The 25,584-nt window shown below is 54.7% G+C and carries 23 protein-coding genes and 1 riboswitch; of the genes, 10 read left to right on the top strand and 13 right to left on the bottom strand.

Features of this window, described 5'->3' with window-relative positions; all coding sequences use genetic code 11:
* The first annotated feature begins 225 nt into the window (after positions 1-225).
* Both MKX63_RS02385 and MKX63_RS02380 read left to right on the top strand, forming a co-directional pair.
* Positions 226-1,467 carry an IS110 family transposase gene (locus MKX63_RS02385; protein WP_341015016.1) on the top strand — a complete coding sequence of 414 codons (1,242 nt, stop codon included), beginning with the start codon at positions 226-228 and terminating at the stop codon, positions 1,465-1,467.
* A gap of 53 nt (positions 1,468-1,520) precedes the next feature.
* The gene (locus tag MKX63_RS02380; protein ID WP_341015015.1) at positions 1,521-1,841 is read left to right on the top strand and encodes a hypothetical protein; all 321 of its coding nucleotides are present in this window, start codon (positions 1,521-1,523) and stop codon (positions 1,839-1,841) included.
* A 68-nt stretch (positions 1,842-1,909) separates the two neighbouring features.
* Here the strand turns inward: MKX63_RS02380 and odhB are convergent, their stop codons facing one another.
* Positions 1,910-3,217 (bottom strand): 2-oxoglutarate dehydrogenase complex dihydrolipoyllysine-residue succinyltransferase, encoded by a 1,308-nt coding sequence (gene odhB, locus MKX63_RS02375; protein ID WP_341015011.1) that lies wholly within the window; start codon positions 3,215-3,217, stop codon positions 1,910-1,912.
* A gap of 59 nt (positions 3,218-3,276) precedes the next feature.
* Positions 3,277-6,144: a 2-oxoglutarate dehydrogenase E1 component gene (locus MKX63_RS02370; protein WP_341015009.1), complete on the bottom strand. Its 2,868-nt coding sequence runs from the start codon at positions 6,142-6,144 to the stop codon at positions 3,277-3,279.
* Between the two features lie 714 nt (positions 6,145-6,858).
* Positions 6,859-6,962: riboswitch (cyclic di-GMP riboswitch) on the top strand.
* A 34-nt stretch (positions 6,963-6,996) separates the two neighbouring features.
* On the opposite strand from MKX63_RS02370, the gene MKX63_RS02365 reads away from it, so the two are divergent.
* Entirely contained in the window at positions 6,997-7,140 is a 144-nt protein-coding gene (locus MKX63_RS02365) for an anti-repressor SinI family protein (RefSeq protein ID WP_341018495.1), read from the top strand.
* Positions 7,141-7,286: 146 nt separating this feature from the next.
* Here the strand turns inward: MKX63_RS02365 and MKX63_RS02360 are convergent, their stop codons facing one another.
* The 9 genes from MKX63_RS02360 to MKX63_RS02320 all read right to left on the bottom strand — a co-directional run bounded on the left by MKX63_RS02360 (position 7,287) and on the right by MKX63_RS02320 (position 15,395).
* Positions 7,287-7,619, bottom strand: coding sequence for a helix-turn-helix domain-containing protein (locus tag MKX63_RS02360; protein WP_341018493.1), 333 nt, complete (start codon positions 7,617-7,619; stop codon positions 7,287-7,289).
* 297 nt (positions 7,620-7,916) lie between these two features.
* Positions 7,917-8,507: a TasA family protein gene (locus MKX63_RS02355; protein WP_341015008.1), complete on the bottom strand. Its 591-nt coding sequence runs from the start codon at positions 8,505-8,507 to the stop codon at positions 7,917-7,919.
* A gap of 39 nt (positions 8,508-8,546) precedes the next feature.
* Positions 8,547-9,143, bottom strand: a complete 597-nt coding sequence (locus MKX63_RS02350; protein ID WP_341015007.1) for a TasA family protein — start codon at positions 9,141-9,143, stop codon at positions 8,547-8,549.
* An 80-nt stretch (positions 9,144-9,223) separates the two neighbouring features.
* On the bottom strand, positions 9,224-9,826 hold the full coding sequence (gene sipW, locus MKX63_RS02345) for a signal peptidase I SipW (RefSeq protein ID WP_341015005.1): 603 nt from the start codon (positions 9,824-9,826) through the stop codon (positions 9,224-9,226).
* A gap of 1 nt (position 9,827) precedes the next feature.
* Positions 9,828-11,141, bottom strand: coding sequence for a hypothetical protein (locus MKX63_RS02340; RefSeq protein ID WP_341015003.1), 1,314 nt, complete (start codon positions 11,139-11,141; stop codon positions 9,828-9,830).
* Between the two features lie 717 nt (positions 11,142-11,858).
* Complete coding sequence (locus MKX63_RS02335) at positions 11,859-12,836, bottom strand: aldo/keto reductase (protein WP_341015002.1); 978 nt, start codon at positions 12,834-12,836, stop codon at positions 11,859-11,861.
* Between the two features lie 64 nt (positions 12,837-12,900).
* Complete coding sequence (locus tag MKX63_RS02330) at positions 12,901-13,113, bottom strand: hypothetical protein (protein WP_341015000.1); 213 nt, start codon at positions 13,111-13,113, stop codon at positions 12,901-12,903.
* Between the two features lie 190 nt (positions 13,114-13,303).
* On the bottom strand, positions 13,304-13,870 hold the full coding sequence (locus MKX63_RS02325; protein WP_341014999.1) for a PadR family transcriptional regulator: 567 nt from the start codon (positions 13,868-13,870) through the stop codon (positions 13,304-13,306).
* A 4-nt stretch (positions 13,871-13,874) separates the two neighbouring features.
* Positions 13,875-15,395, bottom strand: a complete 1,521-nt coding sequence (locus tag MKX63_RS02320; protein ID WP_341014998.1) for an MDR family MFS transporter — start codon at positions 15,393-15,395, stop codon at positions 13,875-13,877.
* A gap of 299 nt (positions 15,396-15,694) precedes the next feature.
* On the opposite strand from MKX63_RS02320, the gene MKX63_RS02315 reads away from it, so the two are divergent.
* From MKX63_RS02315 to MKX63_RS02305, 3 genes are all read left to right on the top strand, one after another.
* Positions 15,695-15,973, top strand: a complete 279-nt coding sequence (locus tag MKX63_RS02315) for a metal-sensitive transcriptional regulator (RefSeq protein WP_235218520.1) — start codon at positions 15,695-15,697, stop codon at positions 15,971-15,973.
* Positions 15,974-16,336: 363 nt separating this feature from the next.
* Positions 16,337-16,537, top strand: coding sequence for a copper ion binding protein (locus MKX63_RS02310; protein ID WP_036732845.1), 201 nt, complete (start codon positions 16,337-16,339; stop codon positions 16,535-16,537).
* Positions 16,538-16,655: 118 nt separating this feature from the next.
* Complete coding sequence (locus MKX63_RS02305; protein ID WP_341014996.1) at positions 16,656-19,112, top strand: heavy metal translocating P-type ATPase; 2,457 nt, start codon at positions 16,656-16,658, stop codon at positions 19,110-19,112.
* Positions 19,113-19,235: 123 nt separating this feature from the next.
* Here the strand turns inward: MKX63_RS02305 and MKX63_RS02300 are convergent, their stop codons facing one another.
* Positions 19,236-20,174 carry a DMT family transporter gene (locus tag MKX63_RS02300; RefSeq protein ID WP_341014994.1) on the bottom strand — a complete coding sequence of 313 codons (939 nt, stop codon included), beginning with the start codon at positions 20,172-20,174 and terminating at the stop codon, positions 19,236-19,238.
* Positions 20,175-20,382: 208 nt separating this feature from the next.
* On the opposite strand from MKX63_RS02300, the gene MKX63_RS02295 reads away from it, so the two are divergent.
* Positions 20,383-21,726: an aminotransferase-like domain-containing protein gene (locus tag MKX63_RS02295; RefSeq protein ID WP_341014993.1), complete on the top strand. Its 1,344-nt coding sequence runs from the start codon at positions 20,383-20,385 to the stop codon at positions 21,724-21,726.
* A 193-nt stretch (positions 21,727-21,919) separates the two neighbouring features.
* The gene (gene nfsA / locus MKX63_RS02290; protein WP_341014992.1) at positions 21,920-22,672 is read left to right on the top strand and encodes an oxygen-insensitive NADPH nitroreductase; all 753 of its coding nucleotides are present in this window, start codon (positions 21,920-21,922) and stop codon (positions 22,670-22,672) included.
* A 149-nt stretch (positions 22,673-22,821) separates the two neighbouring features.
* On the opposite strand, the gene MKX63_RS02285 is transcribed toward nfsA, so the two are convergent.
* Positions 22,822-23,019 (bottom strand): hypothetical protein, encoded by a 198-nt coding sequence (locus MKX63_RS02285; RefSeq protein WP_341014991.1) that lies wholly within the window; start codon positions 23,017-23,019, stop codon positions 22,822-22,824.
* Positions 23,020-23,606: 587 nt separating this feature from the next.
* Here MKX63_RS02285 and MKX63_RS02280 point away from each other — a divergent pair.
* Together MKX63_RS02280 and MKX63_RS02275 are read left to right on the top strand one after the other, a co-directional pair.
* Positions 23,607-24,869: an alpha/beta hydrolase family protein gene (locus MKX63_RS02280; protein WP_341014989.1), complete on the top strand. Its 1,263-nt coding sequence runs from the start codon at positions 23,607-23,609 to the stop codon at positions 24,867-24,869.
* A 94-nt stretch (positions 24,870-24,963) separates the two neighbouring features.
* Positions 24,964-25,551, top strand: coding sequence for a TetR/AcrR family transcriptional regulator (locus tag MKX63_RS02275; RefSeq protein WP_341014987.1), 588 nt, complete (start codon positions 24,964-24,966; stop codon positions 25,549-25,551).
* The last annotated feature ends 33 nt before the right edge of the window (positions 25,552-25,584 follow it).

Below are 25,584 nucleotides of genomic sequence, written 5' to 3'. Positions count from 1 at the left end.
CAGGAATGAAAATAAGTGGGTGGCATCCGTCGCATCCATTCTAAAAGAGGCTGTAGTCGTCAACACTACATATACAAATCAAAGGGCGGAAACGGTTACTGGGATACACCCCGTGCGAAAAACTGTTCTATTGCGCTTTTCGAGCATCGCCTATTGTAGCCCCCAAAAGTACGTGTATTAAATTACACTCACTCGAGCGCATGATTTGTAAGCTGACGATGGAGGATGATTGGAATGGATGCTGTACGTATGTGTTGCGCCGGTCTGGACGTGCACCAGGAAACCGTTGTGGCCTGCGTGTTGAAAGGACCGATCGAACAGAAACCCCAATGTCACCTGAAAACCTTTGGGACGACAACCAAAGAATTGCTAGGCCTGCAAGATTGGCTGAGTGAACAAGGCTGTCGGGAGGTGGTGATGGAGAGTACGGGCGTGTTATGGAAACCGGTATGGAACATCTTAGAGGGCAGTTGTGATCTGGTCTTGGCCAACGCCCAGCGGGTAAAGAATACGCCGGGTCGAAAAAGTGACATGCAAGATGCGCGCTGGTTAGCGCAATTGCACCGTTGCGGGCTCATTGAAGGCAGTATGGTGCCCGAACAAGACATCCGGGATTTGCGAGACTTGACCCGTTACCGGAGTAAGATGGTGCAGGCGGTGACGGCGGAGAAAAACCGCATTCACAAAATCCTGCAGGATGCCAACATTAAGCTAACCACCTTTATGTCCGATCTATATGGGGTTTCGGGACGGGGCCTGCTCCAGAAGATCATGGACGGCGAGGTCATCGACGAAGGGACCGTTAAAAACCTGGTCAAAACCCGTTTGAAAAAGAAAGTTCCGCAGTTGCTAGACGCGCTCAATGGCAAGTTGCGCCGTCATCACCGCGAGATGATTCGAGACCACTGGGACCACTTGGTCTATTTGGAGAAAAGGATCACGGAGCTGGAAGCTCGAATCGAGGCGAAGGCAGAACCGTACCTGGAGGTGATTGAACAAATTGACTCCATTCCAGGAATTGAGCGGACGTCTGCCGTGACCATCTTTGCCGAAGTGGGGCCGCATGTCGCGGAAATGTTCCCGAGTGATGCGCAGTTTGCATCATGGGCGGGGGTGTGTCCAGGGAACAACGAAAGCGCGGGAAAGCGAAGAAAGTCAAAAACGATGCAAGGGAACAAGCATCTGAAAGGGGCCTTGTGTCAGGCGGCTTGGGCGAACTCTCGCTCCTCGAACCGGATCGGCCAATTTTTTCGACGAATACGTAAGAGAAGAGGCGATAAAAAAGCAAACGTCGCCACCGCGCATTTGCTGATTCGAATCCTCCATGCCCTGATGCGGGAGAAGAGGTCATACCAAGAAATAGACGTCTCACTAGGCGATGAGACGTCCAAGAAAAACACGTTAGATAGGTACGTGAACTATATCCAGCAGTTAGGATATAGCGTGCAATTAAATCCTATCCAATAGTCTTCCCTTTTTCAAAAAAAACGAAACGTTTTTTTGGGGCGGTGGGTCTTTTTTTGTCAAAACCCGTTCTGCTGCGCATTTTCCGGTACTTTTATTTTCGTATTAAACCGATTACAATTGGACCGGATGCGCCGCCTCGGCTGAATGTGATCGAAAAACCGATTACAATTGGATTGGGTGAGTCGCGTGGGCTGAATGTGGTCGAAAAACCGATTACAATTGGACCGGATGCGCAGCCTCGGCTAAATGTGGTCGAAAAACCGATTACAATTGGATTGGGTGATGCGCGTGGGCTGCCGGGAACAGGCGCATGTTGGTATGAGCGGGTATGGCGGAGTCAGCAGATAGACAAAAAAGGCATCCGGGAAGCGTAAGGCTACGCTCCGCCGGGTGCCTTTATGTTTATCATGTAAGTGGATGGAGAAACTATGTGGCCGGAGAATTAACCTTCCAGCAACAGAGATTCCGGGTCCTCCAGCAATTCCTTGACTCTGACCAGGAAGCTGACCGCTTCTGATCCGTCCACGATCCGGTGATCGTAGGACAAGGCGATGTACATCATCGGACGGTTGACCGTGCGTTCCTCATCCAGCGCGATGGGGCGCAGCTGGATCTTGTGCATGCCGAGAATGCCGACCTGCGGGGTGTTGAGGATCGGTGTGGACAGCAGGGAGCCGAATACTCCGCCGTTCGTGATCGTGAAGGTTCCACCCTGAAGCTCCGGCAGGCTGAGCGTATTCGCCCGCGCCTTGGAGGCCAGCTCGCCGATCCGCCGCTCGATCTCAGGGAAGCTAAGCCGGTCGGCATCGCGGACGACCGGTACAACCAGGCCTTCCTTGGCAGCTACGGCAATGCCGATGTCGTAATATTTCTTCAGCAGGAGATCTTCCCCGTCGATCTCCGCATTCAGCATCGGGTAAGCCTTGAGCGCGCCGATGACTGCCTTGGTGAAGAAGGACATGAAGCCGAGTCCAACCTCGTGCTTCTCCTTGAAGGCATCCTTGCGGCGCTTGCGGATGTCGAGAATCGCGGTCATGTCCACCTCGTTGAAGGTGGTCAGCATCGCAGCCGTCTGCTGCGCTTCGACCAGGCGGCTGGCAATCGTCAGCCGCCGCCGCGACATGCGCTTGCGCTCGGTGGCTTTGCCGTCCTCGGCATGCGGCGCCTTGCCCGCTGCCGGCGGCGCGGGCTTCGCCGGCTCCGGCCGCGCCGCCGGAGCCGCTTGCGCAGCGGCCTGCGGCCCGGCGGCGCTATGACCATCCACATCGGCCTGACCGATCCGGCCGATTGGGTCGCGGGCACTGACCTCGCCGAGGTCGATGCCCCGCTCCCGCGCCAGCTTGCGCGCCCCCGGCGAGGCCAGGGCCGCAGTGCCTGCCGCCGCACCTTCGGCGGCGGCTGGAGCCGTTACCGCAGCGGCCGGTTCAGGCGCTGCGGCACTTGCGGCAGCAGCAGGCGCGCTGCCGCCCTGCGGAACGCTGTCTGCTGCCGGCTTGCTGGCAGCAGCTGCTCCGGCGGCGCTGCCGATGATGCCGATGGCTTCGCCAACGGCAACGTTCTCGCCCGCCTGGCGCAGGATGGAGGAGATGACGCCGTCCTCCTCCGCACTGATCTCGAGATTGACCTTGTCAGTCTCAAGCTCGGCAAGCACATCCCCCTGGCCGACAGTGTCGCCCTCTTTAACCAGCCATTTGTAGATCGTTCCTTCGGAAATCGATTCGCCCAAATCGGGTACTTTTATCTCGGACACAGGCCGTACCTCCCCAAATATAGTGGTGTGCGTGATATTGGATGACCGCCTTGCTGTGCTCAGGAAGACGGTACAGGTGCTTGCACTGCAGCATTCAATTTCAGGGCTTCCCGTACAATGCGCCGCTGCTCGAAGCTGTGGACATCTGCGTAGCCGCTGGCCGGGCTGGAACGGTCCGGACGTCCGATGTACTGGACAGTGACCTTCTGCGGTGCGATGGCGCGCAGCCGGGATTCGGCATACGTCCAGCCGCCCATATTCTTCGGTTCCTCCTGTACCCAGACGATCTCCTCCAGAGAGCTGAAGCCGCTAAGGTGAGTACCAAGCTTGCGTTCCGGGAACGGATAGAGCTGTTCCATGCGCAAAATGTGCAGCCAGGAGAAGTCCTGTCCGCGCGTCGCCTCAAGCTCTGTCTGCAGGTCGATGGCCACCTTGCCGCTGCATACCACGAGGCGCTTCACGGCTTCCGGCTTACTGCCGAGCAGCGGCTCGGGAAGAACCGCCTGGAAGGTGCCCGAAGCGAGGTCTGCTCCGGCTGAGGTACTGCGCGTGTTACGGATCAGGCTCTTCGGCGCCATGATCACCAGCGGCCGGGCATCCGGTTGTCCGCAGAGCGCGGCCTGACGGCGGAGCAGATGGAAATACTGCGCAGCAGTGGTCAGGTTGGCTACAGTCCAGTTCTCCTCGGCGGAGAGCTGGAGGAACCGTTCCAATCTACCGCTGGAGTGCTCTGGTCCTTGGCCCTCGTAGCCGTGAGGCAGCAGGATCGTCAGATTGCTGCGCTGCGTCCACTTGGCGCGGCCGGCGGAAATGAACTGGTCAATAATGACCTGAGCGGCATTGGCGAAGTCTCCGTATTGAGCTTCCCAGATAACGAAAGTCTCCGGTGCGAACACATTATAACCATATTCGAAGCCGAGGACAGAGGCCTCGGACAGCGGGCTGTTGTAGACGCCGAAGGAAGCGCCGGCATCACTCAGCTGATGCAGCGGAGCATAGAGTTCCCCGTTCTCGCTGTCGTGCAGCACCAGATGGCGGTGGGCGAAGGTGCCGCGCTGTGCATCCTGCCCGCTGAGGCGGATCGGCGTGCCGTCCTTCAGGATCGTAGCGAAGGCAAGTGTCTCTGCCAGCGCCCAGTCTACCCGCTCTCCGTCATTCAGTGCATCCTTGCGGCGCTGCAGAATCCGTTCCAGCTTCGGATAGACCTTGAAGCCGGCCGGTACGCGCAGCAGCTCGCGGTTAATCTCCTGCAGACCGGCCAGAGGGAAGGCTGTAGGACGCTGCTGGAGACTATCGTTATCCAGCGCGACGGCGGTCTTAGACTCCGCATTCTTTTGCTTGCCTTCCTTCATCTGGTCGAAGGCCTGCTGAAGGACACTCTCAGCCTCGGCAATCATGTTCTTCACATCATCGGCAGTGACCACCTTCTCGCGTTGAAGACGCTCCGCATAGGAGCGGTAGACGGTAGGGTGGTTGCGCACTTTGCCGTACACAATCGGTTGAGTTGTCTCGGGATCATCCATTTCATTATGCCCGTGGCGGCGGTAGCCGATCAGATCAATCAGGAAGTCCTTCTTGAACATATGGCGGTAAGCACTGGCCAGACGGACAGCGGCAATACAGGCTTCCGGGTCATCGGCATTGACGTGCACGACCGGAATCTCATACCCTTTGGCCAGGTCGCTGGCATAATGGGTGGAGCGGGAATCCTCGCTCTCTGTGGTGAAGCCGATCCGGTTATTGACGATAATATGCACGGTACCGCCATTCTGATAACCCTGCAATTTGCCGATATTAAGCGTCTCAGCGACAATACCTTCGCCAGGGAAGGCGGCATCGCCGTGCATCAGCACAGCCATAGCCTTGCTTGTGTTCAGCTTAGGCAGTCCCGGAGCATTGCGCTCTTCCTGTGCGGCTCGTGTGAAGCCCTCGACGACAGGATTGACAAATTCAAGATGGCTCGGGTTATTGGCCAGCGTGATCCGGGTGCGAACGGTCTCGCCTTCGCGGACGGCGCGGTCAGCCCCGAGATGATACTTCACATCACCGCTCCAGCCGTAGGTCACACCCATAGAGCCTTCCGAAGGGAACAGCTCTTTGTTCGGCGAGTGATGGAATTCCGAGAAAATAATATCATAGGGCTTGCCCAGAATATGAGCCAGCACATTAAGTCTTCCGCGGTGGGCCATGCCCATCAGGATATGCTCTGCGCCGTCATGCGCGGCGGCCCGCACAATCTCATCCAGCATCGGCACGAGGGCATCATTGCCCTCCAGGCTGAACCGTTTCTGCCCGACGAAGGTCTTGTGCAGGAAGGTCTCGAAATGCTCCACCTGAACCAGCCGCTTCAGCAGCTCCTTGCGCTCTGTATTATTCAGCGGGGCAGGGGAGGTCATTGATTCCGCCTGGCTGTTGAGCCAGCGCAGCTCGCGTTCATCGTGTACATGCCCGAATTCATAGGCAATGGTCTGGGTATAGGCCTGACGCATTCTATGGACGGCATCCATTGCGGTATGCACATCCGCAGGGGCATTATCCCAGATCAGCGAAGCAGGCAGAGCATTAAGATCCTCGCGGGTAAGCTCGTAGGTCTCCAGCTCCAGCCATTTGGCCATCGGGTTCGTGCTGCGCTCCAGCGGATCAATGTCTGCAGCCATATGGCCATATATTCGAATATTTGCGATCAGCTTCGAGGCCTTGACAGCCTTCTTGAGCCACTGCGCATCTGCTGATACGGCAGGCCTTGGAGCCCTCTCGGCATCGGGTGCCAGCGGAGGGGGACCGGATACGGTGAAGAGATCGCGGTAATGTTGTTCAACAGAAGAGGGGTCCTTGACAAATTGCTCATATCTTTCTTGGATGTAGCCCAGGTTGGGGCCGTAGTATTTGCTCCATACTGTGTCGTTATAGGGCTCTTTGACTGCCATGAATAGGTCCTCCTAACGGATAAACTCCACGCGGGGCATCCAGTGTGCCACTTGGCGGAGCTGCAAATGTTTGCGGTTTCATTCTCACCTTATTGTGCTACTTTCCGGCGGGGTAATCAATTCATACTTTCGGTCAATCCGTTCGCAATTTGGCATGATTCATTACAGTATTCATACGGAACTATCATAAATAGGCATTAATCATGTATTTTAATTGAACAAATTGATTTTTATGCTTTGGGATTGGCCGTGACTCCAGAGAAGTTTTGGACCTCCGGCCGCTGTTGTCTGCAGATTTCTTGATTTTATCCCGTTGTTAACGGTTGAAATCCGCAGACAAAGGCGGTCGCTACCGCTCCTCCAGTTCCCAAATTCCCCTCCGCCACTTTTCCCTTAACTTAAATTTTCAACAAGTTCAATCCATATCACTGTCCGTAATCCATACAAATGGGTAATTGTCTCTATGCGATGTTGCGCGCAGCGGTAAGGCGGAGCAGTTAGAGTTCCCTTTAGTATATTTAAACTATTACCTAGGGTTTGAACTTGGAACTGGAAATATTTATACAAGCCACTGGCAATATTAGCTAAGTTTCCTCACATTTTATCATAAAAAAATTCCAGAAAACGACACACTAATCGCGCATGATCTTGTATAATGTTATTGCGGAGAACGGTTTCATCGATTCTTGCCAGATCCTTTCATGATGGAAAGGGTCCAGTAAAAGGTAAACCTGCCGAAAGACAGGGGCACAAAGTCTCGGATCTAAAGTAGAGATACTACAAAGTAGCAATACTACTATGATGGCCGGACTGCCTGGGGACGCGAAAATTCTAGGAGGAGATTTCTTGGATATGTCCAACCAGGGGAATGACGAGCTGCAGGCAGTAGATCTGGATTTAGAATGGGTGCACTTGCTGATGTCTGCCAAGCAGGCGGGGATCGCGGCGGAGGAGATCCGCCGGTTTCTAAGTGAGAAGGCGCTCCAGGCGATGTAAGGACGGTCATCATTGCTGCGATACATACAGAAAAGGCACAGCGCCCGGTACGCTGTGCCTTTTCTGTATGCCGCTTGAAAGCATGCCTTCGCCGAAGGCGGCCTCCCTGCCGTGCGGAGTCTTCCCTGTGACATACAATGCTGCGTTTAATTGTCCTTTTGTTCCATCCGCCATTTCTGGTAATCAAGGAATTCCTTGAATTCACGTTTGCTTATACCGGAGGCCATGGCCTCCTGAACCAGCCGGAACCATTCCCCGTCCAGAGCCTGTTCTTCCGTCTCTGCCAGTCCGCCATACAGCAGTGCATGAATGGATACCTGAAGCGCGTCAGCGATTTTTTCGATGAATTGAATGGAGGGGTTGGATTGAATATTGCGTTCTACATTACTGAGATATGATTTCGCCACATCAGCCTTATCCGCAAGCTCGGATAGCGAATAGCCCTTCTCCAGCCGGAGTTTGTGGATGCGGCCTCCCATAGTATCTGACACGATTACAACGCCCTCCGTACTTTTTATTAAAAGATAAGAAGTGATATGCTTCGCGCTATATCCTTATCTTTCTCACTGAAACGGTACCGCCCTCATAGAAAGGCAAAGCCGTTTTCACTTGTCAGTATAACAAAAAACCGCAAATCGGACAAAAATCATTAAGCCCGGCAGCCTGGGAAAAGGAAACGGCACACCCGGCCCGGTTGGGGGAAGGATGTGCCGTCTTGCTGAAACGGTATCGTCCTTTCAAAGGACGGCAAAGCCGTTTTCCACTTGAGTGTTGACTTACTTGGCCTCTCCCAGTCCTTGAAGTGCATCGAAGGTCCAGTTCAGAGCTAGGCCGTCACCCTGGAAAATGTTCTGATCTTGGCTGTTGTCTACGAACTCGAAGGCGATCTTAAAGGTCTTGGACCCGGCTGCGGCAATCCCTCCTGGCAGTACACCTGCTGCTACGAGATCGTAGCTGGGGGTGTTCTTCAGATCCTTCAGGGAGATCTCGGACAGCACATGACCGCTTAGTGAACCGCCGGTGTACGTGTTATCGAGAAGCTTGACCTTGAAGTGGTCTCCGAGATCCTGGCCCGCGTTATCGCCCTTGGCATCGGTTACGGTGTAAGTGGTGGCCAGCTTGAGGAATTTGATATCCAGTGTGCCGTCATTGGACAAGGTGAAGGTGCGGACGGTGTAGTCTCCCGGCTTCAGATTCGTCAACGCTACCGGAGTATTGAAGGAAGAGCCGAGCTTCAGCGTACCTGCGGCGAAGGTTGCCGTGCTGGTGGCTGTGGAGCTGAAGTAAGCGAAGGTGCCCCCGCCGATTAAAGACAAGCCCAGTGCCGCCGATGCTACGCCAAGACCCAATGTTTTTTTGATACCCATGATTGATTTCCTCCTCGAATGGTTTGTTTTGCCCTGAAATTATTTGAGACTGCCTTTTTCCTGGTTGGCTTCAAAATTCAGCGTCAGCGCAAGCGTATCGCCCTGATAATAGTTCTGCGGCTGGAGGGTCTCCTTGAAGGCGAATTGAATGGTCAGGTCATCCGAGGTACCGGCTTTGATGCCGGATTTCTCTCCGCCTAAGATTGCTCCGAGAATTCCCCGGGCCACCAGATCGGGACTCTCCTTCTCCAGATCGGCCAGCGAGATGACCAGAAGCGGTGATTCCTTTTTATCCTTGTTTACTAGGAAGGTCACAATAATATCATCCTTGAAATTATGCGTACCGTTATCACCTTGGGCGTCTGTAATGGCGGACGAGGTGCGCAGTACCACTTTAGGAATATTGAGCGTTCCGTCATTTTTGAGCTTGAAGTCCCGTAAGACTGTATCGCCCGGCTTGAGATTACTGAGATTAACAATGACAGAGGGATCAGATTTCAATGATAGGGTTCCGTTGTTAAAAGAAGCTGAAGAAGTAGAGGTACTGCTGAAGTAAGCGAAGGTACCTCCGCCGACCAGGGTTAAGCCTAATGCTGCCGATACAACGCCGAGACCTAATGTTTTTTTGACGTTCATTTGTTCATCCCTCTCTTATGAGTCTGCTTTGTAGAGCTGTATTGTGGCTCCGCGTTTCGTAAACGGGAGAGGACAATCGATCATTGGACGAGGTCAGTCAGACTATCCGGCCCGCCTCCGCTGGCTGCGGATGAAGCCACGTTCTTCTTTTCCAGTGCCGCAACGGCCTTCCAGGAAGAATACAGCGCGTAGAGGAGCAGAAGCAGCCCGGGAATAATCATCAGCACTACGCTGCCGGCTTTGGAGACTGCGAAGCTCATGGCATAGCCCACATAGGGGACGGTTACGCCGGTGTACTCACCTACCACATTCGTGGAACTGACGGGCGCGGTGTCGGCTGCATCATTATTGTCGCCCTTGGTGATATAGCTGGCTTGCCCCAGCGCACTGTTCAGCTCGGCATCGACCACGCGGTGGGTGATCAGAATATTATCTGGATTCAGAAAAGTGATCACATCGCCCTTCTGGAACCGCGTCATGTCTCCGCCCGGCTTAATGGCCACAATGGAACCGGTCTGGATGCCTGGCTCCATGGAGCCGGACAAAACCGTCTTAATCTGATAGCCGAAGAAGGAGGGCTCGCCGCCGGAGGCTTTGGAGATCACAACGGCTGTGATCAGCACGAGGAACACAATCAGAATCAGTGTGGAGATGATCGTACCTGCTATTTTTCGGATGCGCATCTTATTCGCCGCCTTTGCTGGTGTCGGATTGTGGAGACGGTGTAGCTGCAGGAGCAGGCTGCCCGTCGTCCATCACAGTGCCCGGAATTACGCCGTTAGGTCCTTGATCTGGAGTGGGTTCCGGTAAAAGAATCTCAGGCACAGGAGTGGCCGCTGGAGCAATAACCTCTGCTGCTGCTGAAGCTGTGGGGACTGGAGTATCCTGTACAGGCGCTGTTGGAGCGGGCTCCTCTGCCGGCTGGCTTTTGTCAGGAGGACTGGTTGCGGGCGGCTGGTTCCGGGCTTGTTCATGCTCCAGCTTCAGCGCTTCGTCAGCAGCCTTCTGCTTCTCTATGGCGAGCCGTTCGGCCTCTTCCGCTCTGGCCTTATCGGTCTTTTCCAGCGTCAGGCGTTTCTCTTCCTCCTGCTGTGCCTTCGCCTTGTCCTCAAGGGCCGTCCTGGCACCAGCGATCTCTGCCAGCTGTTCCTCTAAGGTGTGGATGGTGGAGGTCAGGGTATCCTTGGACGCTGTTAATTCGGTATTCAACTGCTCATACGCGGCCAGCAGCGCAGGGGATACCTGCGAATCTACTTGATAGGCGCTGGTTACGAATGAGAGCACAGGCTCCTCAGCGGGGAAGCTGTAGTCATCCTGCCGGAGTAAGACGCGGTCGGGATTACCGGTAGGCAAGGAACCGCCGATATCATGAATCGAGCCAAGGTATTGCACAATTCCGCTTAACGTCTCTGCCAGCGGCTCCGAGAGAATCCCGCTTTGCTGAAGACTCTCTTGAATCTGGTCAAAGAACTGTGCATCACGGATTTCCAGACAGTTAGGATCGAGATTCACCATATACCCTCCGAGCTTGTGCAGAATGGCCGCTGCATAGCCAATTTCCTGCAGAATTTGTTGCCAGACCGTCACGTTGAAGCTTAGTTGCTTCTCCAGCAGACCGATCTCGCTGCCAGCTTGAGTGAGCTCAGACGAGAGTTCGTCTGCAGCCTGATCCAGCTCGGCAAGCGACAGCTCTCCGGTAGCGGCTGAGGTGTTATACACTCCACTGATGCTATGGCTGCCAAGGGAAGCTTTCAGCTCTGCGAGGGTGCTTAGATGCCCGCCTAATTCCGATAACAGCTGTTCAATCTGACCCGGGAATACCGAGCACAGCCCGATGGAGCTGATTTGCTCCTGCGAGGTGTTGAACTCTCCATAGGTGCTGCCGATCTGGCCTGAGGTATAGATCAAAAGCACAGATACAGCCATACCCGATTGCAGAATCCGCAGGCCGAGCTTCCTGGTTGTTCGTTTGCGCCGCTTGGCAGATCTGGGGTACATAGCTAAGCCCCCTCTCAACTTGCTAATGAGTTATTCGTTATATTCGTTCTTTATAAAGAACGATATCGTAAGCAAATCATACACTGCGCCGCTTGGAAAAGAAAAATGTTAATTTCAGCGGAATGTTCGCAATAAAGTACGAATTAGGTGGGATATCTCGCTGTAACTGCGGTTATCGCTGTTTTTCACAAATGTTCTTTATAAAGAACGGATGGGGCGGGTGGCAGGAGCGGAGTGAGGTGAGTACACGTGCACCTGAATGGAGCAAAAGTTGGTGGGGAGCGGAAATGAGGGCATTAGTGCCCCTGAATGCGGCGAAAGTTAGTGTAGTGTGGAAATGAAGAGCATAAGTGCACCTGAATGGAGCAAAAGTTGGCGGGGAGCGGAAATGAGGAGCATAAGTGCACCTGAATGGGGCAAAAGTCGGCGGGGAGCAGAAATGAGGAGCATAAGTGCACCTGAATGGGGCAAAAGTGGGAGGCGTACGGGCCCGATGTATGCGAAAAACCGAATACAATTCAGATGCTGAACCAGTTGGCTAAACGAATGGGTTAGTGTTTCTTGGCAAAGAAGGGGTTGTCCCAAAAGCAGCGATCCTTCCGTTAAAAGAGAATCGCTGCTTTCTGTTTTGGAAGAGAAATCAAATGATATTCTCTTATGATGGGGTGTTACGTATACCGCTTAAACAGCGGAGCGTCCACCCAAGTGCCCACAAACTCAAGGAAGCTTCTCCCCGCGCGAAGTAACGTACAACTCATACCATTCCTTGCGGGATAACTCCAGCTGGTCCGCGCCAGCACAGGCAGCGATCCGCTGCGGATTCACTGTGCCGATCACAGGCTGAATGGCTGCGGGATGCGTCATTAGCCAAGCCAGCACGATAGCCTCGGGTGCCGCGTCCTTCTCGTTAGCGAGTCTCCGTACCATGGCCGCTGTATTCACAACATTCTCCGGCTGGCCTTCAAGCGGCCGTCCGCTGAAAAGTCCCTGGGCCAGCGGGCCCCAGGCCTGGAGCTGGATGTTCCCGGCACGGCAATACTCCATGGTGCCCTCCGGGAACGTAATGTCCTTCCACGGATCGCGGTTCACGCTAAGTACGGCGTCGACCCAGCTGATTTTGTACAGGCTCATATGCAGCTGATTGACAATAAACGGCTCGTCGCAATAAGTCTGCAGCAGCTGGATCTGGGCAGCGCTCATGTTGGAGACTCCGAAGTGGCGTACCTTGCCGGAGGCCTTGAGCTGATGCAGCGCTTCTGCCACCTCTTCAGGGTCCATTAACGGATCGGGGCGGTGCAGCAGCAGAATATCAATATACTCTGTGCCCAGCCGTGCTAGAGTTCCATCAACGCTGGACAGAATGTGCTCCTTGGAGAGGTCGAAGCTATTGGAGAGGTCTCCCGGCTCCATCAGCTTGATGCCGCATTTAGACTGGAGGAGAATGCCCTCGCGCAGCCCCGGCCGTTCCTTGAAGATCTGCCCGAACACCTTCTCCGCCTTGCCCCGGGTGTAGATATCGGCATGGTCAAAAAAATTAATACCTATCGACAGCGCCGCATCCAGCGCCTCATGTCCCTGCTTCATATTCGCAGCCGTGACCGGCTCGCGGTCCCAGCCGCCGCCCAGTCCCATGCAGCCAAGGGCAATACGGCTGGCGGGTATGCCGCGCCGGTTAAGGGGTAACGCTCTCAGCAATGTGATCCCTCCATACTATTAGCTTGAGAATGCTCTCGTTATGTTACCGGACAAGCTTACACCTTTAGAATCCGGTGTGGTATCTCTTATCACTGGAGGAACGGTGCTTCGTGGTCTCTTTATCCTTCTCTTCCTCTTTCTCAAGTGTCAGGTCCTCTACGGGTATCGGGTCCACATGCTGCTGGTCCTCATCTACATCGAACAGGCTGGGCTTGTCCGTAGGGTATTGCTCCGGGTGGTCACGCTCGTCTCTGATCGGCTTTTTATCATCGCTCATCACGGCTTCACTTCCCTTTCCAGAATATACGTCAGGCGGGGGCTGACACAGCTTTAGCCCCTCGCCAGCGGTTTGCTCCAAATATAAGAATTTTGAAACGGTACCGCCCTCTAAAAGGACAGTAAAGCCGTTTCCACTTGCTAATAAACACATATGGTCTCCGCTAAACAATCACAGCGGCTATTCACTTCTATTCATCTGCGATAATAGGTCTGCCGATATCATTCAGTCTGCGGGCGGCCACATCCTCATACAGGCGCTTCAGCCACTTCAGCTCAGTCTGGCAATGCTCGTATCTGCCGTACATCAGATGCAGCACCGAACGCGGTACCACGGCGATATGCTCCTCGTATAGCTGATAGGCGAGGTTTACCTCATGCTCTGCCTCGCGGATACGCTCTTCCAGCAGGCTTTCGACCTTCTCCTGGTCAATCAAATGCGTGAGTGACAGAGCGATCTGTACCGGATGGTACATGGGATCGCTTTTTCGGATCTGCTGCAGAATAAGCTGCTCCATGAAGGTCTTGCCTTTGTCAGTGATCCGGTAGATGGTTTTGTCCGGCCGGTCCGGGCTGTGGATGATCTCAACCGCCTCAATATGGCCGCCTGCTGCCAGCTTATCGACCGCATAATATAATGAACCTGTCTGCATCTTGATCACCCGGTCCATGGAGCGTTCCTTCATAACAAGCGTGATCTCATAAGGATGCATATCCCGTTCCAGCAAAAGTCCCAGAATTGCCAGCTTCATGGGCATGGGCTTACCTCCGTTCGTTATCAGCAGCGTGCTGGCTGCCCTGCGGCAGCAGACGGTCCTTCGGCATCAGCAGGACGAAGACCACGGTAAGCACCGCCGGAACGATGGCCCACAAGAAGGTATGTGAGATCGACGAAGACAGTGAGTTCGTGATTTTCTCAAGGACAGGCGCCGGAATCTGTGCTCTGGCCTCGGGTGTTAACGCGGAACGCGGGTCGCCGAAGGAAGCGGCCTGGCCGCTGTCTCCGAAGGCTGCGCTCAGCTGGGAGGCGAAATGGTTGCGCTGGATAATGCCGAAGATCGTAATCCCCAGCGTCATTCCGAGCGAGCGCATGAAGGTACTGGTGGAGGTTGCCGAACCGCGCTGGCGCATGTCGAAATGCTGGATCGAAGACAGGCTGAGTACGGAGAAGGAGAAGCCCACGCCGAAGCCGGTCAGTGCCATGAAGGCATTAAGCGCCATCCGGGGGGTCTCCGGGGTCAAGGTGCTGAGGGGGTAAATCCCGCCCACGAAGCAGACTGCTGACAGCAGCATGATGTTGCGGAAGCTCGTTTTAGTAGTAAGCAGGCCGCCGGACTGGCTGCCGATTACGGTTCCGATCATCATCGGCATCAGAATCAGGCCGGAGTTGGTGGCGGAGCCGCCGTATACCCCCTGGACGTATATTGGGATATATACCGTTGCTACAATGAATGCCGAACCATAGAACAAGCCCAGTATACTGCTGGTCGCGAACAGGCGCTGCCGGAACATGGCGAAAGAAATAACCGGCTCTGCCGCGAATTTTTCAATGATAATGAAGGCGATCAGCAGCACGGCGAACGCAGCGAACAGTCCAAGAATGGCTGCAGAATCCCAAGCATACTGGTTACCGCCAAGCTCCAGGGCGAACATCAGGCAGATAATCCCTGCCACCAGGGTGAAAGCGCCGCCCCAGTCAATCCGCTGTTTGGAATGCGATATGGATTCCTTATAGGAGGTCATAATAAAGAAGAACGAGACAATCCCGATGGGCAGGTTAATATAGAAAATCCAGTTCCAGCTCACATATTCGGTGATATATGCACCCAGCAGAGGCCCAATTACACTGGAGATCCCGAAGACAGCACCGAAGAGTCCGGTGAGCTTGCCTCTTTTCTCAGGCGGGAAAATGTCGAAGACAATCGTGAAGGCAATCGGCATGAGTGCGCCGCCGCCAATCCCTTGAATCGCACGGTAAATACTAAGCTGGGTGATGCTGGTAGCCGTTCCGCACAGTGCGGAGCCGATCAGGAAGACGATGAGTCCGAAGATGTAGAACCGTTTGCGTCCGTACATATCGGACAGTTTGCCGAAGATCGGGGTGCCGGCCATCACCATGACCATGTAGGCGGAGGTGACCCAGACGATTTTATCAAGTCCCCCGAGATCAGAGACAATCGTGCCCATCGCTGCGGCAACAATCGTATTATCCATGGCCGACATCAGAATGCCGAGCAGCAGTCCGGCAACGACAAGCTTCAGATTGCTCTCTTTGTTATGCATGTTGTTCATACTCCTTTAATTGAAATTGATAAGTTGCAGACCTTATTATATTCAAATTTGAATAGGGGGTCAATCCTTTTTATGCAGCGCTTGTACAGGAGTTCTGAAAGGCCGTTTAAGGAAAGCGGCGCCATTCTAATTGGTATTCCTTAAGCGGCGATTCTTTATTCCTGCAGCTTGACATACCCATGGGGGGTATATTATATTGGTACGTAAGGAGGCTGATTCCTGTGTCTACAAATGAGAAGGACCCTGCCGGACGGGACCCTGCCGAAGCCTGCCATTCTTCTGCTTCCGGTGTGCGTAAGAGTCATCATTCCCCGGAATTCAAGAATGGGCTGACGACCCGGCTGAACCGGATTGAAGGACAGATCCGTGGAGTGAAAGGCATGATTGAACGGGATACCTACTGTGATGATGTGCTGAATCAGCTGGCGGCGGTGCAGGCGGCCCTGAACAGTGTCGGCAAGCTGCTGCTTGAAGGCCATATGAAGAGCTGTATTATTGAACGGATCGAAGCCGGTGAGCATGAGGTCATTGACGAGCTGCTGGTTACGGTGAACAAGCTGATGAAATAAAGGTTGTGCTTTGTATGGATTTAATAGTTCGAATTCTCCAGGCTGTGGTGAGGAAGAGAGAAGAATAACGACCAAGGGTCTGATTGTACTTTGTGCAATAGAATTCCTGTTTAACGATGAAAATATCCATTCTATTGTATTCTGTACAATTGAAGTCAGGGAAATAGGATGAAAGAGCCTAAAAGCTGAAAATCTAATGTGCGAAATACAATAGATTCCATTCAGAGGCTGATTTGTCCGGCATCTGTTGTACAAAGTACAATCAAGCACAGCTATCCTTTCTTCACGCAACAATCTATATTCCGGTTGTAGAATATGAACACAAATTAATCGTGTACCAACAACAATTAGGAGGTAATTCAAATGTCGAACGTAACACTGAATGTTGAAGGAATGTCCTGCGGTCATTGTGTAAGTGCTGTAGAGAAGGCTGTTAGCGGTGTAGGCGCTGCGGCGAAGGTGGATCTGCCGGCGAAGACGGTGGCGGTTGAATTCGATGAGAATACGGTAAGCCTGGATAAGATCAAGGCTGCTATTGAAGATCAGGGCTACGACGTAGTGTGAGCTAATTGTTGTAATATAAGGGCTTGGAGCAGGGAACCCTGGGGTACAGGGCCGGGCGCCAATGCCTTTTCTTTTCAAAATAAATATACCCCTTGGGGGTATGTGGAGGTGCATGAGGATGGAAAAGAGTGCAGAGTCCGCCCCGGAGCAGCAGGCCACGCTGCAAATTACCGGAATGACCTGCTCCGCCTGTGCGGCGCGGATTGAGAAGGGCTTGTCCCGCATGGAGGGGGTATCCCGGGCGAGTGTCAATCTGGCGCTGGAGCAGGCTACGGTAGGCTTCGATCCGGCAGCTATGGATGTGCCGAAGATCGAGGAGAAGATACGCTCGCTAGGTTACGATACACTGAAGGAATCTGCGGATTTTGATATTACCGGCATGACCTGTGCCGCCTGCTCGGCGCGCATTGAGAAGGTGCTGGGACGCATGCCTGGAATCGCGGCCGTGAATGTGAACCTGGCGCTGGAGACTGCGCATGTGGAATATTCGCCGGGCAATGTCAGTCCGGCCGAGATTATGGATAAGGTGAGCAGCATCGGCTATAAGGCGGCACTTAAGCAGGACCGGAAGGATATCGCGGAGCAGCGCAGCGAAGAGATTACACGCAAGCGGAATAAGTGGATGATCTCCGCGTTGCTGTCTCTCCCGCTGCTCTGGGCCATGGCGGGCCACTTCTCGTTCACAACCTGGATCTGGACGCCTGAGCTGTTCATGAATCCCTGGTTCCAGCTTGTGCTGGCGACCCCGGTTCAGTTCGTGATCGGCTGGCAGTTCTATGTCAGCGCCTATAAGGCGCTGAAGAACGGCAGTGCCAACATGGATGTGCTGGTGGTGCTGGGTACATCTGCGGCGTATTTCTACAGCGTGTACCTGACGATTGATTCTCTGAAAATGAGCGGGATGCACCACACCGTGGAGCTGTACTTCGAGACCAGCGCGGTGCTGATCACGTTAATTCTCGTAGGCAAGTGGTTAGAAGCGCTGGCGAAGGGGCGTTCATCGGAGGCGATCCGCAGCCTGATGGGGCTTCAGGCCAAGACAGCGCTGGTGCTGCGTGACGGTGCAGAGCTGAGTATTCCGGTGGAGGATGTAGTGATCGGCGATATTGTGCTGGTGAAGCCTGGAACTAAGGTGCCTGTAGACGGTGAAGTCGTTGAGGGCTTGTCCTCCGTCGATGAATCCATGCTCACAGGCGAGAGTATCCCGGTGGAGAAGAAGCCGGGAGATTCCGTGATCGGAGCTACGCTGAACAAGAACGGAATGCTGCGGGTTAAAGCCCGCAAGGTCGGCCGTGATACGGCGCTGGCACAGATCATTAGAGTCGTGGAGGAAGCGCAGGGCTCGAAGGCACCGATTCAGCGGATTGCCGATGTCATCTCCGGGATCTTCGTGCCGATTGTGGTCGGTATTGCTGCCGTAACCTTCGGGGTCTGGTATATCTGGGGAGCGCCGGGGCAGTTTGCAGAGGCCCTGGAAAAAGCCATTGCGGTGCTTGTCATCGCCTGCCCGTGCGCACTGGGACTGGCGACGCCAACCTCCATTATGGCCGGGTCCGGCCGGGCCGCCGAGTTCGGCATCCTGTTCAAGGGCGGGGAGCATCTGGAAGCTGCGCAGGGCGTGAAGGTAGTGGTCGTAGATAAGACCGGGACCGTGACCAACGGCAAGCCGGTGCTGACCGATATTGTAGCGACTACTGGAATCGCTGCGCAAGGACGGGTGCTTGGCGAGAACCGGCTGCTGGCCATAACAGCGGCTGCGGAGAAGCTCTCGGAGCATCCGCTGGCGGAGGCCATTGTGGCTGGAGCACAAGGTAGAGGAATCGACCTGCCGCCAGCGGGCCAGTTCGAGGCGGTACCGGGCCGCGGGGTGTCGGCGGTAGTGGACGGCCAGAAGGTAAGCGTAGGCACACGGCGTATGATGGTGGAGAACGGGCTGGATATCGAGCCGTGGACAGGGATCATGACCAAGCTGGAGCAGGAAGGCAAAACAGCGATGCTGGTAGCCGTGGAGGATGCGGTTGCGGGAGTGATTGCTGTGGCTGACACGATTAAGGAGACCTCACGGGAGGCGGTAGCCCGGCTGCATGCCATGGGCATCGAGGTTGTCATGATTACCGGAGACAATAGGATTACGGCCCAGGCGATTGCGGATCAGGCGGGCATCCGCACGGTTCTGGCGGAGGTGCTGCCTGAGGGCAAGGCCGAAGAGATCCGCAGGCTCCAGAGCGGCGGGGTCAAGGTGGCTATGGTCGGCGACGGCATCAACGATGCTCCGGCGCTGGCAACCGCGGATACGGGCATGGCAATCGGCACCGGCACGGATGTGGCGATGGAGGCGGCGGATATTACGCTGATGCGCGGTGATCTGATGAGCATTCCGGATGCGATCCTGATGAGCCGCAAGACCATGCGCAATATCAGGCAGAATCTGTTCTGGGCGCTGGCCTACAATATCACCGGAATCCCGATTGCGGCGCTGGGCTTCCTGGCGCCTTGGCTGGCCGGAGCTGCGATGGCCTTCAGCTCGGTATCCGTTGTACTGAACGCGCTGCGTTTACAGCGCGTCAAGCTGTAAGAATGATGCAGCCCTTCCGCAGCCGGAGTCATCCGGACGGACAGAAGGGGGGAAGGAACCCAAAGAATCGCCGGGGAGCACCTAAATGCGTGTCTTCTATAGACGCATTCGGTACATGCTGCTCTATTCGCTGGCTGCTGGGGAAGCCGCAGCGGTCTCTTTTCGGCCAAGCAAGTTCGTGCCAATGACCCCGGCGATGATCAGGAATGATCCGATCCAGTGATAGACCGTGATCTGCTCACCCAGGAAGATCGCTCCGGCTGCAATGGATACGATGGTGGAGAGGTTGGTGAACACGCTCATGAGTGAGGCCTCGATTTTGGATAAAATATAGGTTGAGGTCAGGGTTGTGACCAGCGAGGCGACCACCCCCAGATATACAGCGGACAGGACAAACGTTGCGCTTCCCAGCGGATTCAGGAACTCCCCGAGCGTCCCGCTGACGGTATGTCCGGTAAGCGAGATGATCAGGAAGGTGGCGAAGCCGACCCCCATCATCAGGTAGCTGAGCTCAGCAGGGCTGAAGTGGCTGGAGAGGGAGCGGGCCAGCACACTGTACCCGGCAAACGCGAGACAAGTCATGAACAGCAGCACAATCCCGGTCATACTCGACAGCTGAATGCCGCTTCCCTTCATGACGAAGATGAATACCACGCCGAATACCGAGAGGAAGATGCACAGCTTTTGCAGCAGGGTGGTCTTCTCCTTCAGGAAAACCCCGGCGATGATCATCGTCACCACCGGAGTGAACGAATAGAGGATGCCTCCCTCGGCTGAGGTGGCGCGCTGAAGTCCGAAGACCTGCAGGGTGAAGAAGCCGAGCGGATACATCGCGGCGAGCAGCAGGGCCCGGCCAATCGGCTTGCCCCGGTAGGAAACCTTGACCCAGCCGAGGGCGACCGGAACCGACATCACGGCAAAAGAGGCAGCGAACCGGAAGGTCAGCGTATCGAGCGGCCCGGCATGAACGAGCGCCACTTTGGTGAACAGGAAGGAAAAGCCGATAATGAACGCATTGAGTACGGCGAAGCTGTAGGCCAGTTTGAGTCCTTGTTTGTGCATGGGTACATCTCCTTGTAGGTTAGTGAAGATTGGATGCTGTAAACATTCGATCTATTACTTTAAAATTAAAGGAAAAGGTGTGCACCAACAATACAAGGTTTCCTCAACTGTACCGGTACAGTCTGCCGTGATCCCTATATAATAAGGGGAGAATAATAGGATAGAATATACGGCATAGCAGGGGAATAACGGCAAACGGAGGCGGGCGATGAACAAGTATCATCAGGTGATCACCGAGCTGGAGAAGCAGATGAAGGAAGGGCAGTACCGCCCGGGGGACAAGCTGCCGTCTGTGCGCAGTGCTTCAGAAATCTACGGCTGTAGCGTCAGTACCATACTGAAGGCTTACGGGGAGCTGGAGCGGACGCATACGATCTACTCTATTCCGCAGAGCGGCTATTACATGGTGGACAAGAGTGACGATTCAGCGGCGTCGGGGAGTGAAGGGACGGTTGATTTTGCTTCGGCATCGCCGGATCTGAATGTCTTTCCGTACCTGGACTTCCAGCATTGCCTCAATAAGGCGATTGACCAGTACAAATACCATCTGTTCACCTATGGGGATGCCTTGGGGCTTGCAACACTGCGCCGCACCCTGGTGTCGCATCTGGCGGAGTATCAGGTGTTCGCGAAGGCGGAGTCGATCCTGATTACCTCAGGGATTCAGCAGGCGCTGGAGATACTGGCGAGAATGCCTTTTCCCAGCGGCAGGACGGAGATTTTGGTGGAACAGCCGGGGTATGATATCTATTTGAGGTATTTGGAAGCTGAGGGGCTGCCGGTGAGCGGAATCGGGCGTTCGGCGGCGGGCATTGACCTGCAGGAGCTGGAGGAACGGTTCGCCAGCGGGAGATTTAAGTTTTTTTATACGATGCCCAGATACCACAACCCGCTTGGGACAACCTACAGCACAGAGGAGCGCAAGGCCATTGCCGGACTGGCTGGCAAATACGATGTCTACATCGCAGAGGATGATTATATGGCGGATCTGGGGATCGGACGGCGCTATGACCCCATCTATGCGTATGACCAGACCTCCCATGTCATTTATCTCAAAAGCTTCTCCAAAATCATCTTCCCCGGCCTTAGGCTCGGTGCGGTGGTGGTGCCGCAGCCGCTGCTGGAGACCTTCCGCTCCTATAAAGGCTACACCGATACCTCGCTGCTGTCGCAGGCTGCGCTTGAGGTATACATCAAGAACGGGATGTACGGGCATCACCGGCACAAGATCAAAGCCATGTACGCCAAAAAAATCCGCGCGGTATACGAAGCACTCGGGCGGCATAATACAGACGGCTTAATCGAAGCCTCTGCGGACAGCTCAGGCATCTATATCCAGTTCAGGCTGCCGCTCACCGTCAACCTGGAGCGTCTGGTCAAGCGTCTGGGGGAACGCAAAATTCAGGTGATACCCGGTAACGGCTTCTATCTGCCGGGCTACCAGACCCGGGACAAATTCCTGCGCATCAGTATTTCCCGGGCGGGGCTTACACAGATTGATGAGGGAATCCTGGCGATTATCCAGGAGGTAAAGCGCGGGAGCGGGTGGTAAAGGCCGTAGAGGCGGAAAAGGCAGAAAAGGCGGAAGAGGGGGAAGAGGGGAAAAGGTAAAAGAAGGCGGAAGAGTAGGAGAGAAGGAAGATGCGAATGAGGGACGAAGAGGGTGGAAGGAAGCTCCTTTGTTGTCTGAGCCGCGAAATGGGATCATAATAGGCTTTATATGAGTGAAGAAAGGCGGAACGATAATGAAACCTACGAATGAAACCCTTGAGCTGTTGAACCGTCATACCTCTGTCCGCCAGTACCAGGACAAGCCGGTCAGTGACGAGCTGCTGGCAGCAGTGATTGGAGCGGGGCAGATGGCTTCGACCTCCAGCAATGTCCAGGCGTACACGGTTATTGCGGTAACCGAGCCTGCGCTTAAAGAGCAGCTATCCGTTTTGTCCGGTAATCAGGCCTACATTAAGCAGTGCCCGGTCTTTCTGGTCTGGTGTGCGGACCTGTACCGTCTGCGGGAAGCGTCTGCTCCGCATTTGCAGGGGGAGCCGTCCTACGAGGGCACGGCCGAGAATCTGATTGTAGCGACTGTTGATGTCGCGCTGGCCGCGCAGAATGCCGCTGTTGCCGCAGAATCGCTCGGCCTTGGCATTGTCTACATCGGCGGCATCCGCAATGAGATCGCTGCTGTATCTAAGCTGCTCGGCCTGCCGGAGCTGGTCTATCCGGTCTTCGGCATGTGCCTCGGGTATCCGGCCGCCGTGAATGGCGTCCGTCCTCGCCTGCCGCAGGCAGCGGTGCTGCATCATAACGGCTACAATGCCGAAGCTGCAGTGGAACAGGCCCGTGTGTACGACGCCATCTCCAGCGATTATATGCGCGAGCGTACCGGCGGCCAGAACGCAGCCTCCTGGTCGGAGATGATGGCCGGCCGGCTGGCTCAGCCTGCCCGGCTGCACATGAAGGAGTTCCTGCTTAGCAAGGGATTCATGCAGAGGTAGAGCTAGGGATTTGGTGAGCCTTCCCCGTAGTCAGCGGGGGAGGCTTTTTTTGGGTTGGAGGGGCGCGGGGCGAATGTATGCGAAAAATCGAACATAATGGTCTGATGCGAATGTCTGCAGGCCCCAATATTCAACAGCCAGTAACATATTTAGAGAAATCCTGCCAAAAGTGCAACAATGCCGGGTAATAGAAGCGGCCAATGCAGAAATCTTGCATGAAATGCAACAAAGCCAGCACTAACTTGCTCAAAACACCAAAATTCCTGCAAATCATGCAACATTGCACCGCAGCCAGTAACATGCCTTGAGAAATCATGCAAAAACTGCAACAATGCTGCTACATACAAGCTGTGGCAGAGAGTGAAAACCATCAAAATTGGCCGGAGATAGGCAGAACGTCACCATGATGTGCAACTGCGGGGTATCGGGACGAATGTGTGCCGAAAACAACATACAATGTGCCACTGCAAGGGTGATCGGAGCGAATGAGTGCCGAAAACAACATACAATCGGTGCAACTGCAAGGTGAACGAGGCGAATGTGTGCCGAAAACAACATACAATGTGTCACTGCAAGGGTGATCGGGGTGAATGGATGTCGAAAACAACATACAATGTGCAACTGCAAGGTGAACGGGGAGAATGTGTGCCGAAAACAACATACAATGTGCCATTGCAAGGGTGAGTGAGCCGAAGCGAGCGAAAGGGTATTTTCCCATTTGATCGTTTTGCACGTATAGAAAAATTGCGTTAAAAGAAATATTGCGTGTTGCGCAAAAATATGGAAAGTGCTAAAATTTGGTCAGAGGTTGGATTTCGCTGGACGCCAACACCCGGGCCCGGAATCGCGCCGTAGCCTAATTCCCTCTCCGCTTCGCGGCTGTGTCTGCTGTGGATGATCTTGAAATCATAGATTCGAGAAGGAGGAGAATGGTATGGTACAGGTAGACGGGCAAGAGACAAAGGTGGCTGCACGATTAACGCATAAGGTATTCTTCGAGCGGGATGACATTGAGTTCACGTTCCAGTGGCTGCTGTCGTTCGTACACTGCGGCGGTGTGTCGCAGGGTGAAGTATTTAAGCTTGCACGGAGCATCGATCCGAACTCTTTGGCCAGCTGGAAGACTGAATTCGAGAAGGAAGCCGTTAAGATCGAAGCAAGCGCAGAGAACTGCATGAAGAAGGGCCATCTGATCAGCGCCAGCGAGGCATTTATCCGTGCCCACTCGTATTACCGGGCAGCCTTCTATGGAGCTTTTCCCGGTGAACCGGATTTCGCGCGGTATCATGGCAAAAGTGTGGAATGCTTCCGCAAGGCGCTTGATGCGAAGTCTGAGCAGATTCCCCATGAATGGGTCGAGGTGGAATACAAGGGGTATAAGTTCCCGGGCTGCTTCCTGAAGGCAGAGCACGGGAATGCGCCTAAGCCAACGATTATTTTCCATAACGGCGGGGAGACGCACAAGGAAGATACCTATTTTCTCGGAGGGCAAGCGGCGATTGACCGGGGATATAACGCGCTGATCGTAGACCTTCCGTATGATGTATGTGTCAGATTCTATGAGCCGGAGGCGACAGCCCGGAACTTCCCGCGCGAGGAGCTGCATAATGTCTACAGAGCCACCACAGATTTCGTTCTGGCCCGTCCGGATGTGGACTCTGAGCGGCTGGTGGTCAGCGGGATGAGCTACGGCGGAGCCAAAACAATGGTGCATGCCAGCTGTGACGACCGCTTCGCAGCGGCAGTGCCCAACTCACCGGTGTACTCCATGGCGTCCTTCATTGAACGCGGCATGCCTTCGTTTCTCCGGGGCAGTGCAGAAGAAGCGGCGGAGCAGACTAAGAAAATGCCTTACACCGGCCAGGTCCTGTTCGCCGGATCAGCCTGGTCGCACGGCTTCGACAGTATTGCCGAGTGGTATCCTGTAGCCAGGGAAGCCGTCGAAGTGGACCCGAAGGACGTCAAGTGTCCCCTGCTCTCCATGTATTCGGAGGCAGAGCATCCTGAGATGCAGCGGCAAGCGATCGACACTTACGAGAAAGCCCCGAATGAGAAGAACGCGATCTTCAAGGGGACGGAAGAGGATGGTGCCGACCTGCACTGCCAGCTGAACAATCTGCCGCTCAGCTACCAGGTGATGTTTGACTGGCTGGATGAGGTACTGGATTATAATATCCGGCTACAATCGGCGCGGTAAGCGAGATTCCGCAGGAATCGAACGGATCTGCGGTGCTGTCCTTTCAGCACCGCAGATCTTTGACTACATATAAGGAATGGAGCACTAGACTGCCATGACGAATGAAAAACAAGGCTTGAGAGCACGCAAGAAGGAAGAGACCAGGCGGACGCTGAGCGATGTAGCATGTAGTCTGGCCATGGAAAAAGGGGCCAGCCAGGTTCGGGTGGAGGATATTGCCGCTGCCGCGAATGTCTCCATGCGGACGTTCAATAACTATTTTGCTTCCAAAGAAGCCGCAATGGTCGGAAATGCTTACCAGCGTTCCGAGCGGATAGCGGCTGCCCTTGCCGGCCGCCCTTCAGATGAACCGCTGCAGGACTCCATCCGGGCCGCTGTGCTTGAAGGCTTCGCCGAGACAACAGACCGGCAGTGGTATGCGCGTATCGTCCTCCTCCGCGATGATCCGGCATTGTTCGGTGCGACACGGAAGGTGGAGATCGAGATTGAGCGGGAGCTCGCCAAGGTGATTGCGGAACGTACACATAAGGATGTGAAGCTCGACCTGTACCCGGACTTAATGGCGGCGCTGCTTATGGCAGCGATACGCACAGCGGTTTTCCATTGGGTAAGCGCACCTCCCGGAGGGCAGACGCTGAACGATATGCTGGAGCAGTCGCTCCAAAGGCTGAGGTTTGAGTAATATGCACACGGGGGGCGCTCCTGCTACGATAAC

The sequence above is a fragment of the Paenibacillus sp. FSL R7-0179 genome (assembly GCF_038002265.1).
In the GTDB taxonomy this organism is placed as follows: domain Bacteria; phylum Bacillota; class Bacilli; order Paenibacillales; family Paenibacillaceae; genus Paenibacillus_AQ.
The sequence above is the reverse complement of the archived record's forward strand: the minus strand, read 5'-3'. Positions and strand labels throughout refer to the sequence as shown.